Here is a 15,847-nt window from a genome sequence, read left to right as displayed (position 1 = left end):
GATGAAATCGCAGAATATTTTACATAAAAGATGGCAAGCTTTTTTTAATTTTCTTCTACATGAAAGTAGCCACCTATAATGTAAATAGCATCAATAGCCGTCTGCCGGTATTGCTCCGCTGGTTAATTGAAACAACCCCAGATGTAGTTTGTTTGCAGGAATTAAAGACTCCGCAGGAAAAATTTCCGGAGCAAGCTTTACTGGACGCCGGTTATCATGCGATCTGGCATGGACAAAAGAGTTGGAATGGTGTCGCCATACTGTCGCACCATGACAAACCTGAAGAAGTAAGACGAGGACTCCCCGGCGACCCGGATGATACACATAGCCGCTATATAGAAGCAATGGTGAACGGCATACACATAGGCTGCCTTTATTTACCCAATGGCAACCCTGCCCCCGGACCTAAATTCGATTATAAACTGCGTTGGCTTGAACGGTTAACTTCCCACGCAGCTGAACTGTTGGCTTCCCGGACACCAGTGGTACTGGCAGGAGATTATAACGTCATACCGACAGAACAGGATGTTTATAAACCGGAACGTTGGCTGGATGATGCATTATTCCGCCCAGAAACGCGCGAAGCTTTCCAAACACTTGTAGCACAGGGATGGACAGATGCACTACGGAAAATCTATCCCATTGAAACCATTTATACATTCTGGGATTATTTCCGTAACGCTTATGGTCGCAATGCAGGCTTGCGTATCGACCACTTCTTATTAAGCCCGGAACTCGACAGGCGATTGGTTGCGGCGGGAGTTGACCGTGATGTTCGTGGTTGGCAAAAGACAAGTGATCATGCACCGGTTTGGATTGAACTTTCCGATGGATAATGCATTATTGCTCATCCTCTTTTCTGTATTTAGTGTCTTCTTTAGGTACCTGTTTTTGCTCCCTTGCCTTCGTCAAAATAAATTTACGGATATCCTCCACATCCTTTTCACTCAGCCTGTCACCAAATTTTGGCATACCCAATGGAAGGAATCCACCATCATGCACAATTGCTTTAAACCCCTCGGCATTAGTAGGACGCACCGAATAAGCCAGATCAGGCGCCAATCCCCCACCACCTTCATTCAACACATGGCATGTACCACAATAACGGTTGAACAACTCATCACCATGTTTTACTTCTGTTGCAGTTGCTGTAAAAGTTGCAGGCGGAATGGCAGATGAAGTCGCTTTATTGAACGCAGGCATCTTCCCATTTCCATTCAACACAAAAGAGAAAACCCTTCCTGTCTGTATAGGGACATATTTTTTCTTCATACCATAACCTCCGCCCCAGCCTGCTGCAACAGATAAATATTGTTTACCATTGAGCATATAGCTGACCGGCGGGGCAATAATGCCACCACCTAAATTTATTTTCCATAATTCCTTACCATTACTCCCGTCATACGCAATAAAGTTCCCTTCAGCCGTTCCCTGGAAAACCAAATCAGATGCGGTTGCTAAAACACCACCGTTCCAATCAGCAGTTTGCGGCACGCGCCACACTTCTTTCCGCAAGACAGGATTCCAGGCAATCAACATTCCTCTTGGAAATTTTTTCGTAGCAGTATCTGTCTTTGTAGGCACTGCAGGATTTGAACCCATAGCAAGATTCCATCCGTTTCCAGTTCCGAAACCTTTTTCATTGTATTTCCATTCCAGGTCCTGGCCATAATTAGAGGCATTTTCTCTTGCAGGTATATACACCAAATTCAATTTGGGATTATAGGCCATCGGATGCCAGTTATGACCGCCATTGAAATTGGGAGAAATATCCGTATTAACAGTTTCATAGTGAACACCTTCTTCTTCAATAGGTCTGCCCGTGCCTTCGTCAATTTTTTTCGCCCAGTTGGTATAAACAAATGGATCACCACTGATTAATTTTCCATTCGTTCTGTCAAGAACATAAAAGAAGCCATTCTTGGGTGCCTGCATCAGCACTTTTCTTTTTTGCCCTTTGATTTCTATATCTGCCAGTATAATGTGCTGCGCGGCGGTAAAGTCCCAGCTATCGCCCGGCGTGGTTTGATAATACCAAATCAGTTCGCCATTGGATGGGTTGAGCGCAATAATAGAAGAAATGTAAAGATTATCTCCCTTACCATCGCTACGGTATTTTCTGTTCCATGGACTTCCATTACCTGTACCTACATACAACATTTTCAATTCAGGGTCATAGGCCATGGCATCCCATACAGTTCCACCACCACCATATTTCCACCACTCACCAGCCCAGGTTTTGGCAGCTGTTTCCATAGCCTTGTTTTCAAATGGTTCCGCAGGATTCCCCGGCACGGTATAAAACCTCCATACCAGTTTGCCTGTTTCAGGGTCATAAGCCGATACATAACCCCTTACGCCAAACTCAGCCCCGCCATTTCCAATGATCACTTTTCCATCCACCACTCTTGGCGCCCCCGTAATGGAGTATGGTTTGGTAGTATCCACTGTCATCACTTCCCATTGCAAGCTTCCTGTAGCGGCATCTAAAGCGATCAGTCTCCCATCCAGTGTGCCCGAATATATTTTCCCTTTATACAAAGCCACACCCCTGTTCACAATATCGCAGCAAAGCTTTTCAGCATGCTTGGGAGGTACTTTGGGGTCGTACTTCCAGATTATCTTCCCATTGGATGCATCTATGGCATATACAATACTCCACACCCCTGTCAGGTACATGATTCCATCTGCAATCAGGGGTGTTGCCTCCAGGCCTCTTTTTGATTCCAGACTGGCCACCCATGCAAGGCCTAAAGTATTGACGTTCTCTTTATTAATTTGTGTAAGTAGACTGTACCTGTCTTCATGATAGTCTAATCCATGAGTGAGCCATTCTCCAGGATGTTCTGATGCTGCAGCCAGCATGTCATCATCAGCATCTACAGTTTTTTTGCGACCGCATGAAACCAACAGACAAATAAAAGCTATGGCAAGTAGTTTTCGCATAATGCTTGGAATTGTTTTTGAAGATGATGTCGTCAGTTGAACAAAACTTCAGTTCTACATCATTCTCACCAATTCTATACCATAGCTTTCGCGAAGCAGATATAAGCTCCCACCCTGCCTTTTCACTTCATCTTGATCCTTACATCATACACAAAGTCGTGAACACTAAGAACCTTTACCAGGCCACTGTCTTTGTGCAACGGGTTCACCAGGTAATTATATTCCTCAGGAATTACGACTGATGGTATTTTAATGACCAGGTATTCTGCTTTTTTCAGCAGTTCGGTACCAAAGTCCTTTGTAGATGCTGGTACAGGCGATTGCAACCAGTCACCAGGTAAATCTTTAGGAGTCAGCGTAAGCAGGTGTTGATCTGGCATTTCCAACACCGTCATGCTTAAGGCCCGGGGCACATCGTCTATATGGACATTCACCGTGTATTCCAGCACTGCCAATGCACGGCTTTCCGCTGTGTAAAGGCAGGGCGTAAGTTTATGATTCCAGCGGCCGCCAAACAGGCGAGCGCCTTCTCCGGATGTGTCTTGGGCAAATTTGGTTCGTCCGAGGCGGTAAACAAGCATGGCGACTTAAGAATAAACTCCGTAATCAATTCTGCCAATCAGGTTTTTGATTTCCTCCCTTCCAAACTGGGTGTCAAGCAGATCGTAAGGAGCTTGACCACCTAAGGCTTTGTTAGGGTGAAAGATCCATTCATTAAAACGCTGATCATCTTCGAAAACCTCGTAACCATAGGAATATATATCAGCAAGACTAAGTATCTTCTCGCTTAAGGTAGTATTAAACCGGTCTTCGCCTTTTTTATTGATGAGGGTGGCACGGGTAACCGAAAGCACTTTGGCCAGTTGATCATAGTCCAGGTCAGCCACTTCTTTGAGGCGCTCAAGGTCTTTCTTTGGAATGCCATGATCTACCAGGTCAATTTTTTCAAACGTTGTCATTTTGCTTTCCGGTTTTTTAGCTACACCCAACAAGATCACTTTCCCGCCACCATGTACTCCATCTTGCTCCCGCTCGACTTTGCGAAGTGGTGATTTTTTGGAGGTTGTCCTGCCTTTCCGTACAATAGATCTTTCCCGGCCCATAGTATAATAATTTACTTGAAACAGTATAAAGATATACCAAACAGAAATAAGATAAAAATTTACCAGTCTTTATATCGCATGTAATAAGCTGTATCTTGACCTCAAGACATCACTCAACTCAAATAGCCAATGACCGTCCGTCAAATGGTACAACTACTGGATTTACAACCGCATCCTGAAGGAGGATATTACAAAGAAGTATACAGGTCGGAAGGTTTTGTTGAGAAGGCTTGCCTGCCGGGCAACTTTGGAGGCAAGCGCAACTTTTCAACCTCAATTTATTATTTACTGCAGAAGGAAGACTTTTCAGCTTTCCACCGGATTAAAAGTGATGAAATCTGGCATTTCTACTTAGGGGGTAACCTATTGATTCATGTGCTGCACCCTGACGGCAGTTATGAATGCATGATCCTGGGCAATACTATTGGAAGCGGCGCCGCCTTTCAATTGGTCGTCCCTGCAGGTTCCTGGTTTGCGGCGGAGCCTGCCCCCGGCAATGAATTTACGTTAGCAGGTTGTACTGTTGCACCAGGTTTTGATTTTGCCGACTTTGAATTGGCAGATCAAAAAAACCTTGTACAACAGTACCCCCATTACCAGGAGCTGATCACCCGCCTATGCAGGTAATTGGCAACAACATGCCCCCTATTCATCTAATTGATACTGTAACTTAAATATTCAGGCACACATAAAAATTGCTGGTTGGCCTTATCCATCAGGTCATCGACAAAGGAATCGATCTGTTGTTTCGTTACACCAGGCATGCAAATGATATGAGAAAAACCATTCTCGCTTGCCAATTGCCACTTCCTGCAGATTTTTTCAGCAGGTTGGGGAAATACAACGGTAATGGCATCCGGGTTCCGCCAGGCTGCAATGCCAATCTCCTGTAGTCTTTGCTCAGCATAAGCAGCAAGTTCTAAACAACGCACTGCTCTTTCTTTCAAGCCTTGTTTCCCTATCTTCTTAATAGCATACCACAAAAACACAGGCGTAATGGCATTGCGGGAACCAGTAATAGTAGTGTCGAGCGTTCCTATGTAGGAAACCGAACGGCCAATCCTGTCCTTGTAATTTTTCTTCACCAGAACAACACCGCAGGGTATTGGTGAACCAATAAATTTATGACCGCTGATGGTGATACTGTCTGCCCCATGGGTAAAATCAAAACGGCATCGATCCAGCAGGGAAAGGTATGTTCCAGCTAGGGCTGCATCACAATGGATATAAGAATTTTTTATAGCATACGTCTTTAGGATTTCCCTGATGCGCACTATATCATCTTTTGCTTCCGTCATGGTGGTACCGATGTTGGCAAGAATGATCACAGGACGATGCCGGTGCAACTGAATGGTTTCTCTCAGGTCCTCGTAATCCATTTCTCCGTTTTCCGTAGCCCTGATGACAATGCTGGGCATATTCAGCAAATGAACATTCTTCTGAACACTATAGTGGGTAGCTTCAGAATAGTACACCATACCTTCCGGATAAAGTTCCCTGGCTAAGTACAATGCATACAGATTTCCTTCTGAACCTCCATTTGTGACATACCCCCACCAGTTGGCAACAGGCGCCTTGAAAAGTTCTGCGAAAAACGAGATCACATCCCTTTCAAAATATTTGGAATGCATGTCAGAATGTGAATCCACCAAAGGATCTCCAACATTATTCAAACAATATTTTAATAAGGGATATAATTCACTATAATCAAATTCTGAACTTGCGGGATAACCAATGAACGTTTTGGCTCGTGAAGAAACTTTGTCCATAAAACGTTCTAACAACTCTTTGTCAGTATAATTCATATACAATATGTTGCAAATATTTATTTAAAAGGCTTGCCTGGGATCATAAATATCAATAAAACAGCAGCAGTTACAGGCTTATAAAAGCTGCCTGGGAAAAATATGCTATTGATTACGTAAGGACGTAAACAGGGTGAGTTTCTAGAGAAAAGAAGAGTCGGCCGCTAATGCTTCCAACAGGCAGATATAGCGATTACGTTGATCAGAAAAAACCTTATGTGCATAATCCGGACGCATAATTGAGAAACTGTAGGACAAATCTATATAAGAAAGCTTACATCTCATCAATACTTTCGATGATAATGCTGCAAGCCCGGTCCAATTGCTCTTCAGAAATGGTCAACGGCGGTGAAATCCGTAAACAGTTGGAGGCAAATAGGAACCAATCGGAGATCAAACCTTTTTCAATACAGCGGTCAATGACTTTCTTGCATTGCTCAAAAGAATCAAATTCTACTGCAGCCCATAAACCAAATTTATGGACAGCTTTTATGTCAGGATGTTCCAATCGCCTTTTCAGTAAAGCTTCTTTTGCAGGAATACCAGCAACAAGGTTTTCTTCCAGCAGCACTTGGAAAGCCGCCATACCGGCAGCGCAGCAAACCGGGTGGCCACCAAAAGTGGTTATATGTCCCAGCACTGGATTATCCGCCAACTGATTCATAAGTCCAACATGGGAAATAAAAGCTCCCAAAGGCATACCGCCTCCTAAAGCTTTACCTAGCGTCATAATGTCCGGGATCACTTCAAAATGTTCAAAACCCCATAATTTACCGGTTCTGCCAAAACCGGCCTGGATCTCATCCAGCACCAGCAAGGTGCCGGTTTCAGTACAGCGCTTTCTTAAAGCCTGCATCCATTCTTTCGTTGGCGGTTTGACCCCCCCTTCCGCCTGTACGGTTTCAGCAATGACGCATGCTGTATGCTCCGTAATAAAAGCCAGGTCCTCAAAAGAGTGATAAGTCAGGTGCTGTATGCCCGGTAAAAGAGGCCTGAAAGCGTTGCGCCAATACTCGCTGCCGATAATACTTAAGGCGCCTTGTGTAGAACCATGGTAAGAATCCTTGAAGGCAATGATCTCCGTACGGCCGGTAACCCTTTTGGCCAACTTCATGGCCCCTTCTATAGCCTCTGCTCCTGAATTGGTGAAGTAAACAGAATTTAAGGAAGACGGCAGGTGCTGCGTCAGCAAGTGAGCATACTGCACCTGGGGACTCTGAACAAATTCTCCATACACCATCACATGCATGTAAGCATCCAATTGTTTGCGGATAGCTTCCACCACCTTCGGATGCCGGTGGCCAGTATTTGCCACACTGATGCCTCCTATCAAATCAATATACCGTTTCCCGGAGGCATCGAACAATTCACACCCTTCTGCTCTTACAATTTCCAAAGCCAGGGGAGCCATCGAGGTCTGAGCCACATGCTGTAAAAACAATTGCCTTAAATTCATGAACCTGTATTAAAGATTGCAAAAATCGGAAACACTTTCGGATGTCATACAATCGAATTATCGGCCCCCATTTGCCATGAACACTATGAAACAGGAAAAAAAAGTTGTATATATGCATTTCGATGAAAAACCTCTGGAATAACTGATAATTATCATCCATTCCTATTTACTAAAATCATATATCGTAAATTGTATATCATAAATCAAGAACTATTATGGCTCTAATATTACCTGTAGAAGATATTTCTCCAAAATGGGGTGATAATTGCTTTATTGCTCCCAACGCTACTATAGTCGGTGATGTGGTTATGGGAAATGAATGCAGTATTTGGTTCAATGCCGTTCTCCGTGGAGATGTTAACAGCATACGCTTAGGAAATAAGGTGAATGTTCAGGATGGCGCTGTCATCCACTGCACATACAGGCGTACAAAAACAATAGTAGGTAATAACGTTTCTATCGGACACAACGCCATTGTGCATGGTTGCATGGTACATGACAATGTTTTGATTGGAATGGGTGCAATTATAATGGACAATGCAGTTGTGCATAGCAATACAATTATCGCTGCTGGTGCTGTAGTATTGGAAGGAACAGTTTGCGAGGGTGGCTCTATTTATGCCGGTGTACCAGCTAAAAAGGTCAAAGAAGTATCACACGAGAAAGTTCATAGCGAAATCAACCGTATTGCAAATAATTACGTCGGTTATGCGCAATGGTTTGAAGAAGTGAATGAAGCCAGGTGAATGACGAATCATTCGTAATTCATTTGATTGCAATTTATTCCCTATATGAACGTTATAATTATAAACATATTAACATGAAAAGTACCCGTTTTTTATTCTTAGGACTGGCTTTGGCCTTGTTCTTGTCTTCATGCAGTGTTTTCAAGCCTAAATATGGCTGCCCTAGCGATGGAAAAAATGTGGGTGCAGAAAAAATGCTTGATGGCAGCAGTGTCAAAAAAGCAAAAAAATTTAAGGCATAACGTTTGTTTAATGCAACGGAAGTAAAGTAGTTTTTGTCTTATATAAAAAGTAGCAGTCTATGAGTCTTACCTTACACACATCACTCGGTTTTACAGAAGCAGTAATTGACGGTGGAAGCTTGAAATGCTTTTACCAAATAGCAGGTATTTTAAGTGAAGATCCTCGCGTCACGATCACACATAAACAGGATGATGTTTATGAGATTAACTGGAGCTTTGATTATGGTAAGCATCAACTAAATCTGCATTACAATATCTACGATGGCATTTCTGTTTTTCCTGCCAAAACAACAGAAGCTGGCAGAAAAGACAATAGTGCTGTTGAAGAAGTTGCCAAAAAACTGGAAGATAGACTAACAAAAAATAAACAGTCTTCCAGCTTTGCCCAGCCTACCTCCTGATAGGAATAATGGCTCCGCTACAATATCTTATATTTAACCTTTATAAATAAAAAACCCTCAATTTTCAGATTGAGGGTTTTTTATTGTCAGTTCCATTACCAACTCTTCTCCTGTATACTCTCCAAAATATTATAATAGCTCACATACCGGTCTTCATGTATCTCGCCATTGATAACGGCCTCCTTGATGGCACATCCAGGCTCATTGACATGTAAGCAGTTGTTAAACTGGCAATCATTCAGTCGACTGCGCATTTCAGGGAAATATCCCGAAAGTTCTTGGCGCTCCACATCAACCAGTCCAAATTCACGCATACCAGGCGTATCGATGATCTTACCGCCAAACGGAAGGTCATACATTTCGGCAAATGTGGTAGTATGCATTCCCTTGCCGCTCCATCCACTAACATCCTGCGTGCGTATTGCTTTCTCAGGAATAACAGCATTAATGAAAGATGATTTACCTACACCACTATGCCCACTCACGAGTGAAATTTTATCTTTTAATAGATCTAAAACACCCTCCAGCCCTGTCTTGTCTTTTAAACTCATAGCTACCACTTTATAACCAATACCTTCGTAAATTCCTTTCCACTCTTCAAACTTCTCTAGCTCCTTTGCTTTGTACAAGTCAAACTTATTAAATACCAGGATGGCCGGCACATGATACATCTCACTCGCAACCAGGAAACGGTCTATAAATCCCTGTGAAGTACGGGGTTCTTTGATCGTAGCAATCAACACAGATTGATCAAGATTAGCCGCCACAATATGGTGCTGGTGCTTTCCACGGGGCGACTGCCGGTTGATATAATTGCGGCGGTCGTGAATATTCGTAATGATTCCGGAGTTCTCTCCTTCATTTTCTATTTCGAAGTCCACAATATCTCCAACAGAAATGGGATTGGTTGAAGTGATGTCATCCAGCTTAAAAACCCCTTTGATGCGGGCATTCCACGGCTTTCCGAATTCATCCTTGACCGAATACCAACTACCCGTTGATTTATAAACAATGCCCTGCATGAAAACTTGTTTGAATTTTGGACTCCAAAGTTCAGCCTTTCTTAGGGAAATGGCCGAAGCAAAATAAACCGCAACAACATTTCCAATACTAACAATGCCAGGGCGGCAGCTATGAAATAAATGAATTGTTCCTCAAACCTGGTCTTTGAAGTCACTTCCACATCCGACTTTTCCAATTTATCTATACGCTGGTAGATATCCTGAAGGCTCTGCTTATCTATTGCACGGAAATAAGCACCACCCGTTTGCATAGCAATGCGTCGCAGCAAGGCTTCGTCCAGACCACCTGCCACTGTCGGCCTGCCAGCCACTCCCTTTTCTACCACGGTGGCGCCCTCTTCTGCTGCCATACCAATGGTATAAACCTTGACACCTTCTGTTTTTGCAATTTCTAAAGCGGTTATAGGGTCGATCAGGCGATTTTCAGGCGGTTGCTCTTTTCCATCGGTGAGCAACACAATTACTTTGCTCCTGGCACGGCTTGGCCTGAGCCGGTCAACAGAAGTTGCCAGGCCTTCACCAATGAGTGTTCCGTCTTCCAGCATTCCACTTCGTAAATTTCTTATTTGCTCCACAAGCGAGGTATGATCCGTTGATACAGGAAAAAGGGTGTAGCTTTCACCAGAAAAAATAACTAACCCTATCTGGTCCACCGGGCGTTGTCGCACAAATTCTGCTGCCATTTCCTTGGCAACTTCCAGTCGGTTGGGATAAAAGTCTTTCGAAAGCATACTACCACTAACATCAATGCTCAAAACAATGTCGATCCCTTCACCTTTGGTCTGTCTTTGCACATTCTTGATTTGCGGACGGGCAATGGCAACAATAATGCAACCTGCAGCAAGCAGCCGTAACCCAAAAGGCAAGTGAACTAAATAGCTCTTGTAAGTCTTTTGCTTGAAAGCAGTCGTTGTAGTTACCGTAAAAGCTGACTTCAGCGAACGCAGCATCCTATAGTGCATCCAGGCTATCACAGGCAGCATCAGCAGGAAAGGCAATACCCAAACATTAGCAAACTCTATATGTTGAAACCAATTAATCATTACTTTAAACCACTTCTTTATGTTTCTCTTCTGTCTTTATATTTTCAATGGAAACGATGCTTTTCTTGATGACTTCATAGGAGGTAACATGCTCCTGTTCAGAAGGCTTGTAGCGTGCAAACTTTACAAAGTCACTGAGCTGCAATACTTCCAGTAATTGCTGGTACTCAATTTGGGGCATTTGCAATTGCCCGAGCTGCCTGCCGAGATCCTCTGTAGTCTTGGAAAAAGACTGAATGTTCATACGGCGATGCAGATATTCCCGGAAAATCTGGATCAATTCCGAATAAAACAACTTGGCATCCTGTTCGGCAATATTCTTTTTTCTCAATGCTTCTAACTGGGTAAGCGCTTTTTTATACGCCCTATCACTCAAAACTTCCTCTTTCTTCTTCTTTTTACCTGGAAACAGGAGGAAGAACAAACCGGCCAGCAGCAACAATCCCACTAAATACCAATACCATTTCATCTGTCCTGGGCGATTCACTTCCAAAATATCCTTTACGTCATGGTAAGGCTGCTTGGGATCAAAGTTGGAAAATGACACTTCAACAGCAATCGGCTTTGTTTTATTAGAACTGGGAACTGAAAAACTAGGTAACTGCCAGCGACCGGAATCCCAGCTGGTAAGTGTCAAAGTCTGAACCAGCATCTTTTTATTGCCATTAACCTGGGAGTCGATCTTAGACCGGCTCAGGATCTCAAAATGCGGTAATTCTTTAATATCAAACCAATCTATCTTTTGATTTCCAGGCGCCGAAATCCCCAGGGTAAGTTGAAACGGCTCTCCTATAAGAATATTTTGATCACTCGCAGTTGCAGCAACAGCGATCCGTTGTGAAAAAGAATGGGTAGTGGATAGAAGTAGTATAAAAAGTAAATATCTGTTCATCTTACGCTCACCTGTTTCTGCTGATAAAAAATCTTCTGAGCACTTTGATATAATCTTCATCGGTGCGAATATGCAACAAATCGCTTCCTGCCTTTTTAAAAACATCATTGGCATTTGCTGTCAACCTGAAAAACTCCTGCTCGTACTGATACCGCACCAGTTTGTTCCCGGTATCCACCCATTGTTGCGCACCAGTTTCTGAATCTTCTACCCTCAACATACCAATGTCAGGCAAATGCATGTCCATACGATCATAGATCTTTAGCCCAATCACGTCATGCCTGCTGCCGGCTACACGTAATGCATCACTGTAGTCAGTATCTACCAGGTCACTCAATATAAAGGCTATACTCTTTTGACGGTTGGTGTTGGTAAAATACTGCAAAGCAGGTTTCAACGCCGTAGACTTCTTTTCTGAGGACATACCCAGCAACACCCTCATAAGATATAAGGCATGCTGCTTTCCCTTTTTAGGTGGAATGTACTTTTCGATCTTATTGCTGTATAAAATAGCACCTACTTTATCACCATTGTTCACGGCAGCAAAGGCCAACACCGCAGCAATTTCAGTGTTGATCACTTTCTTAGTAGAACCAACTGTGCCCACCAAGGAACTTGCACTAACATCAATAAGCAACATTACTGTCAGCTCACGTTCTTCTTCAAACACCTTGCTGAAAGGATGATTGAAACGGGCCGAAACATTCCAGTCTATAAACCTTATATCATCACCAGGATAATATTCCCTCACCTCGCGAAACGACATACCCTTTCCCTTAAACGCACTATGATATTCGCCGGAAAACAAATCACTCGCCAAATGCTTGCTCTTGATTTCCAACTCCCGAACCTTCTTTAATATTTCCGTTGTAGTTAACACCCCTGGATTAGTTTTCATATTTATTTACGGAAGGTAGCCTTCTGCTACTGCTTATAACCTTTTGCCAATTGTAACTCCATCACGGCATATTCACCTTCTGCAACACCTGCTCCACAACATTATCAGCCGTAATATTCTCCGCTTCTGCTTCGTAAGTAAGCCCTAAGCGATGCCGCAATACATCAGCACAGATGCTGCGCACATCCTCAGGAATCACATAGCCCCTCCTATTCATAAACGCTACAGCCTTGGATGCTAACGCCAGGTTAATACTACCCCTTGGAGATGAACCATAAGAGATTAAAGGCTTCAACTTTTCAAGTTTATATTGTTCAGGGTTGCGGGTAGCAAAAACAATATCGAGAATATATTGCTCCACCTTTTCGTCCATATAAACTTCTCTTACCATTTGACGGGCAGCCAGCACCTCCTGTATAGAAACCACAGGATGAATAGGAGGCAAGGTTAATCCCTGCACATTCTGGCGAATGATCAATTGTTCTTCAGCCCGTGAAGGATAACCTACCACAACCTTCATCAAAAAGCGGTCTACCTGTGCTTCTGGCAGGGGATATGTCCCCTCCTGTTCCAGCGGGTTTTGTGTAGCCAATACAAGGAAAGGCTCATCCAGCTTGTAAGTGGTATCACCAATTGTGATCTGGCGCTCCTGCATCGCCTCAAGTAACGCACTTTGAACTTTAGCGGGCGCACGGTTGATCTCATCAGCAAGAACAAAGTTGGCAAAAATGGGCCCCTTTCGCACAACAAACTCATTGCGCTGCTGGTTGTAGATCATTGTACCAATAACATCGGCGGGCAATAAGTCGGGGGTAAATTGAACCCGGCTGAATTTAGCATGTATCGCCAGGGAAAGAGAGCGGATGGTCAGTGTTTTAGCCAGGCCGGGAACCCCCTCCAGTAGAACGTGGCCATTACTAAGCATCCCGATGAGCAGGCGGTCAAGCATGTATGACTGCCCAATGATAACCTTACCTACTTCGTCGCGAAGTGCATCTATAAACCTGCTTGCATGACCAATTCTTTCATTTAAATGCCTGATGTCTTCTGCCGTTTTTGTCTGAACCATTTTTTAGGTTAATTATATAAAAGTTTACTAGGATACTAGCAAAACGAATGAATACATAAAAAGCGTGCCCTTGAGCCGCTATTTTTTTATGCATTCATTCGTTCGCAAGGTTATCTGGTGAAATCCTGTTTAAATCGCCCTTCCCTTAGCAAATACTCTGCCGTATCCGAAAATTCAAACGCTATTTGCTATATATAATGAAAGAATTAGTACAATTTCTTAAAATTTTCTAAATGCTCCCATTATCATTTATCATCATGAAAGATACTTTGCCACAATAGGCAACCTTCTGCCTACGCCAAATGCTTTGCAGCTAACCCTGATGATTGGGCAAAACTGGTTGCGCTTGTACTCATTCATATTTACCAGTTTTAATATCCTTGCGACCAAAGCAGCATCATACCCTTGTGCAATGATCTCTCTTGGCCCTTGGCGTAATTCAATATATTGATACAACACCCTGTCAAGAATTGGATAATCAGGCAGACTGTCACTGTCCTTCTGATTAGGCCTCAGTTCTGCTGAAGGTGCTTTGGTGATAATATTTTCCGGTATGATCTCTACATTTCTATTAATATATCTGGCCAGGGCAAACACCTGCATTTTATAGAGATCGCCCAGTACACTCAGGCCACCGGCCATATCGCCATACAGTGTTCCATAACCCGTTGCCAGTTCACTTTTATTGGATGTGTTCAGTAAAATATAGCCAAACTTATTGGCTACAGACATCAGCAGGTTACCTCTCGTTCGGCTTTGTAGATTTTCTTCAGCCACACTGAAAGGCAGATCTTTGAAAATAGGTTTCAATGTAGACAGAAACCCATCATAAACTCCTTTGATCGGTACGATATCGTACGCATTATTAAGGTTGCGGCTTAACTCCTCCGCATCGGTAACAGAATGATCGGAAGAAAACTCTGATGGCATGAGCAACACCCGTACATTCTCTTTTCCTAATGCTTCCACTGCTAATGCTTGAACCACTGCACTATCGATACCTCCGCTTGCTCCTAATATAGCCTTGGAGAATCCCATTTTTTTGAAGTAATCACGAATACCCAAGAGAAGCGCTTTATGAATTTCTCCTATATTCTTTTCATTCATCAGGTACTCCAAAGTATCCATGCCTTTACCTACCTCAGTAGCGGAATAGAATACTTGCTCACTCACACTTGCTGTGCCTGCAGAAGTTTGCCTTGTATCTGGAGCTTCACTGGTTTGAGATAATCCCTGGTCTTCTCCATTGGGTAGGGAAGCTACTGTTGCTAATTGCTGCTTTTCATTGGCTGAAAAACTGGTAGCTGTATTGTAGATGGGTTCCTTTGGAGAACTGACATTACTATTACCTCCACTACGGCCATCATCACCATTATCAGCAACAGTGAGCTCATTCAAATCAATAAGCGCATAATCTTCTTCAAAGTATTTTAATTCTTTTACCAACTCCCCTTTGTTATTATACACAAGACTGCCACCATCAAAAACAATTTCAGTTTGTGATCCAACAGTGTTGCAGTAAAGCATTGGCAAATGGTATTTATGCACATGTGCACCTACAATACTTTTACGTACCACATCTTGTGCATAGTTGTAAGGCGATGCAGATAGATTAAGCATTACATCCGGCTTTTGACCAATCAGTTCTTCCATCGGTGTGATCCTGTACAAAGGGTTATCACCCATATTCCAGATATCTTCACAGATAGTAACTGCCAGCCTTTTGCCTTTCAGCTCAATCACACTCCAATCGAAAGCAGGTTCAAAATACCTGTTCTCATCAAACACATCGTAGGTAGGAAGCAGTGTCTTGTGCACCTCCCCTTTTATTTTTTTCTCGTGCAGAAAGAAAACAGCATTGAACAGGTCTTTTCCTTCTCTCCTTGGATTGCGTGCAGGACTGCCCACTAATACTCCGATTTCATCTGCATGTTCCTTGATAGTATCAATACTTTCGTAGCTCTTCTGAATAAAATCATTGAACTCCAAAAAATCACGGGGCGGATAACCGCATATGCAGAGTTCAGAAAACATCACAAGGTCTGCACCTGCTTCTTTTGCATTCTGTATGCCTTCTATTATCTTCCGGGTATTATCTTCAAAATTCCCAATATGATAATTCTGCTGCGCTATGTAAATCTTCATGGACTGCTGGTTAATTTGTTAATCGTACGTTTGCGGCTCAAAGTTCAGTAATAAATCACTAATTCTATCGTTTACCGGT

The 15,847-nt window shown here is 43.1% G+C and carries 16 protein-coding genes; 5 read left to right on the top strand and 11 right to left on the bottom strand.

All coding sequences use genetic code 11. The annotated features are described in order from the left end of the window. Positions 1 to 59: 59 nt before the first annotated feature. Positions 60 to 836: an exodeoxyribonuclease III gene (gene xth, locus OCK74_RS05470; RefSeq protein WP_279296001.1), complete on the top strand. Its 777-nt coding sequence runs from the start codon at positions 60 to 62 to the stop codon at positions 834 to 836. Positions 837 to 840: 4 nt separating this feature from the next. On the opposite strand, the gene OCK74_RS05465 is transcribed toward xth, so the two are convergent. The 3 genes from OCK74_RS05465 to parS all read right to left on the bottom strand — a co-directional run bounded on the left by OCK74_RS05465 (position 841) and on the right by parS (position 4,049). Further along, complete coding sequence (locus OCK74_RS05465; protein WP_279296000.1) at positions 841 to 2,946, bottom strand: PQQ-dependent dehydrogenase, methanol/ethanol family; 2,106 nt, start codon at positions 2,944 to 2,946, stop codon at positions 841 to 843. 122 nt (positions 2,947 to 3,068) lie between these two features. Next, a complete protein-coding gene (locus tag OCK74_RS05460) occupies positions 3,069 to 3,527 on the bottom strand; it encodes an RES family NAD+ phosphorylase (protein WP_279295999.1) in 459 nt (152 codons plus the stop codon). Between the two features lie 6 nt (positions 3,528 to 3,533). Beyond that, positions 3,534 to 4,049 (bottom strand): type II RES/Xre toxin-antitoxin system antitoxin, encoded by a 516-nt coding sequence (gene parS / locus OCK74_RS05455; protein ID WP_279295998.1) that lies wholly within the window; start codon positions 4,047 to 4,049, stop codon positions 3,534 to 3,536. Positions 4,050 to 4,178: 129 nt separating this feature from the next. Here parS and OCK74_RS05450 point away from each other — a divergent pair, with 129 nt between their 5' ends. Next, positions 4,179 to 4,676, top strand: coding sequence for a cupin domain-containing protein (locus OCK74_RS05450; protein WP_279295997.1), 498 nt, complete (start codon positions 4,179 to 4,181; stop codon positions 4,674 to 4,676). 26 nt (positions 4,677 to 4,702) lie between these two features. Here the strand turns inward: OCK74_RS05450 and OCK74_RS05445 are convergent, their stop codons facing one another. Beyond that, on the bottom strand, positions 4,703 to 5,854 hold the full coding sequence (locus OCK74_RS05445) for a histidine decarboxylase (protein WP_279295996.1): 1,152 nt from the start codon (positions 5,852 to 5,854) through the stop codon (positions 4,703 to 4,705). Positions 5,855 to 6,128: 274 nt separating this feature from the next. Then, the gene (locus OCK74_RS05440; RefSeq protein ID WP_279295995.1) at positions 6,129 to 7,310 is read right to left on the bottom strand and encodes an aspartate aminotransferase family protein; all 1,182 of its coding nucleotides are present in this window, start codon (positions 7,308 to 7,310) and stop codon (positions 6,129 to 6,131) included. 215 nt (positions 7,311 to 7,525) lie between these two features. Here OCK74_RS05440 and OCK74_RS05435 point away from each other — a divergent pair, with 215 nt between their 5' ends. The 3 genes from OCK74_RS05435 to OCK74_RS05425 all read left to right on the top strand — a co-directional run bounded on the left by OCK74_RS05435 (position 7,526) and on the right by OCK74_RS05425 (position 8,699). Next, positions 7,526 to 8,056, top strand: coding sequence for a gamma carbonic anhydrase family protein (locus OCK74_RS05435; protein ID WP_279295994.1), 531 nt, complete (start codon positions 7,526 to 7,528; stop codon positions 8,054 to 8,056). Between the two features lie 74 nt (positions 8,057 to 8,130). Beyond that, the gene (locus OCK74_RS05430) at positions 8,131 to 8,298 is read left to right on the top strand and encodes a hypothetical protein (protein ID WP_279295993.1); all 168 of its coding nucleotides are present in this window, start codon (positions 8,131 to 8,133) and stop codon (positions 8,296 to 8,298) included. A 59-nt stretch (positions 8,299 to 8,357) separates the two neighbouring features. Beyond that, positions 8,358 to 8,699, top strand: a complete 342-nt coding sequence (locus OCK74_RS05425) for a hypothetical protein (RefSeq protein WP_279295992.1) — start codon at positions 8,358 to 8,360, stop codon at positions 8,697 to 8,699. A gap of 95 nt (positions 8,700 to 8,794) precedes the next feature. Here OCK74_RS05425 and rsgA read toward each other — a convergent pair whose 3' ends face one another. The 6 genes from rsgA to OCK74_RS05395 all read right to left on the bottom strand — a co-directional run bounded on the left by rsgA (position 8,795) and on the right by OCK74_RS05395 (position 15,768). Beyond that, positions 8,795 to 9,721 (bottom strand): ribosome small subunit-dependent GTPase A, encoded by a 927-nt coding sequence (rsgA, locus tag OCK74_RS05420; RefSeq protein ID WP_279295991.1) that lies wholly within the window; start codon positions 9,719 to 9,721, stop codon positions 8,795 to 8,797. A 41-nt stretch (positions 9,722 to 9,762) separates the two neighbouring features. After that, positions 9,763 to 10,764, bottom strand: a complete 1,002-nt coding sequence (locus tag OCK74_RS05415) for a vWA domain-containing protein (RefSeq protein WP_279295990.1) — start codon at positions 10,762 to 10,764, stop codon at positions 9,763 to 9,765. A 4-nt stretch (positions 10,765 to 10,768) separates the two neighbouring features. Continuing rightward, entirely contained in the window at positions 10,769 to 11,656 is an 888-nt protein-coding gene (locus OCK74_RS05410) for a BatD family protein (protein ID WP_279295989.1), read from the bottom strand. A gap of 7 nt (positions 11,657 to 11,663) precedes the next feature. Continuing rightward, positions 11,664 to 12,554, bottom strand: a complete 891-nt coding sequence (locus OCK74_RS05405) for a DUF58 domain-containing protein (protein ID WP_279295988.1) — start codon at positions 12,552 to 12,554, stop codon at positions 11,664 to 11,666. Between the two features lie 61 nt (positions 12,555 to 12,615). Then, entirely contained in the window at positions 12,616 to 13,623 is a 1,008-nt protein-coding gene (locus tag OCK74_RS05400; protein ID WP_279295987.1) for an AAA family ATPase, read from the bottom strand. A gap of 255 nt (positions 13,624 to 13,878) precedes the next feature. Then, positions 13,879 to 15,768, bottom strand: a complete 1,890-nt coding sequence (locus OCK74_RS05395) for an NAD+ synthase (protein ID WP_279295986.1) — start codon at positions 15,766 to 15,768, stop codon at positions 13,879 to 13,881. Positions 15,769 to 15,847: the final 79 nt, after the last annotated feature.

It is taken from the genome of Paraflavisolibacter caeni (assembly GCF_025628885.1).
Lineage (GTDB): Bacteria > Bacteroidota > Bacteroidia > Chitinophagales > Chitinophagaceae > Flavisolibacter > Flavisolibacter caeni.
The sequence above is the reverse complement of the archived record's forward strand: the minus strand, read 5'-3'. Positions and strand labels throughout refer to the sequence as shown.

Bases quoted from the DNA above. Each gene is read 5' to 3' on its own strand.
- xth (WP_279296001.1), top strand. From the start codon at position 60: ATGAAAGTAGCCACCTATAATGTAAATAGCATCAATAGCCGTCTGCCG.
- OCK74_RS05465 (WP_279296000.1), bottom strand. From the start codon at position 2,946: ATGCGAAAACTACTTGCCATAGCTTTTATTTGTCTGTTGGTTTCATGC.
- OCK74_RS05460 (WP_279295999.1), bottom strand. From the start codon at position 3,527: ATGCTTGTTTACCGCCTCGGACGAACCAAATTTGCCCAAGACACATCC.
- parS (WP_279295998.1), bottom strand. From the start codon at position 4,049: ATGGGCCGGGAAAGATCTATTGTACGGAAAGGCAGGACAACCTCCAAA.
- OCK74_RS05450 (WP_279295997.1), top strand. From the start codon at position 4,179: ATGACCGTCCGTCAAATGGTACAACTACTGGATTTACAACCGCATCCT.
- OCK74_RS05445 (WP_279295996.1), bottom strand. From the start codon at position 5,854: ATGAATTATACTGACAAAGAGTTGTTAGAACGTTTTATGGACAAAGTT.
- OCK74_RS05440 (WP_279295995.1), bottom strand. From the start codon at position 7,310: ATGAATTTAAGGCAATTGTTTTTACAGCATGTGGCTCAGACCTCGATG.
- OCK74_RS05435 (WP_279295994.1), top strand. From the start codon at position 7,526: ATGGCTCTAATATTACCTGTAGAAGATATTTCTCCAAAATGGGGTGAT.
- OCK74_RS05430 (WP_279295993.1), top strand. From the start codon at position 8,131: ATGAAAAGTACCCGTTTTTTATTCTTAGGACTGGCTTTGGCCTTGTTC.
- OCK74_RS05425 (WP_279295992.1), top strand. From the start codon at position 8,358: ATGAGTCTTACCTTACACACATCACTCGGTTTTACAGAAGCAGTAATT.
- rsgA (WP_279295991.1), bottom strand. From the start codon at position 9,721: ATGCAGGGCATTGTTTATAAATCAACGGGTAGTTGGTATTCGGTCAAG.
- OCK74_RS05415 (WP_279295990.1), bottom strand. From the start codon at position 10,764: ATGATTAATTGGTTTCAACATATAGAGTTTGCTAATGTTTGGGTATTG.
- OCK74_RS05410 (WP_279295989.1), bottom strand. From the start codon at position 11,656: ATGAACAGATATTTACTTTTTATACTACTTCTATCCACTACCCATTCT.
- OCK74_RS05405 (WP_279295988.1), bottom strand. From the start codon at position 12,554: ATGAAAACTAATCCAGGGGTGTTAACTACAACGGAAATATTAAAGAAG.
- OCK74_RS05400 (WP_279295987.1), bottom strand. From the start codon at position 13,623: ATGGTTCAGACAAAAACGGCAGAAGACATCAGGCATTTAAATGAAAGA.
- OCK74_RS05395 (WP_279295986.1), bottom strand. From the start codon at position 15,768: ATGAAGATTTACATAGCGCAGCAGAATTATCATATTGGGAATTTTGAA.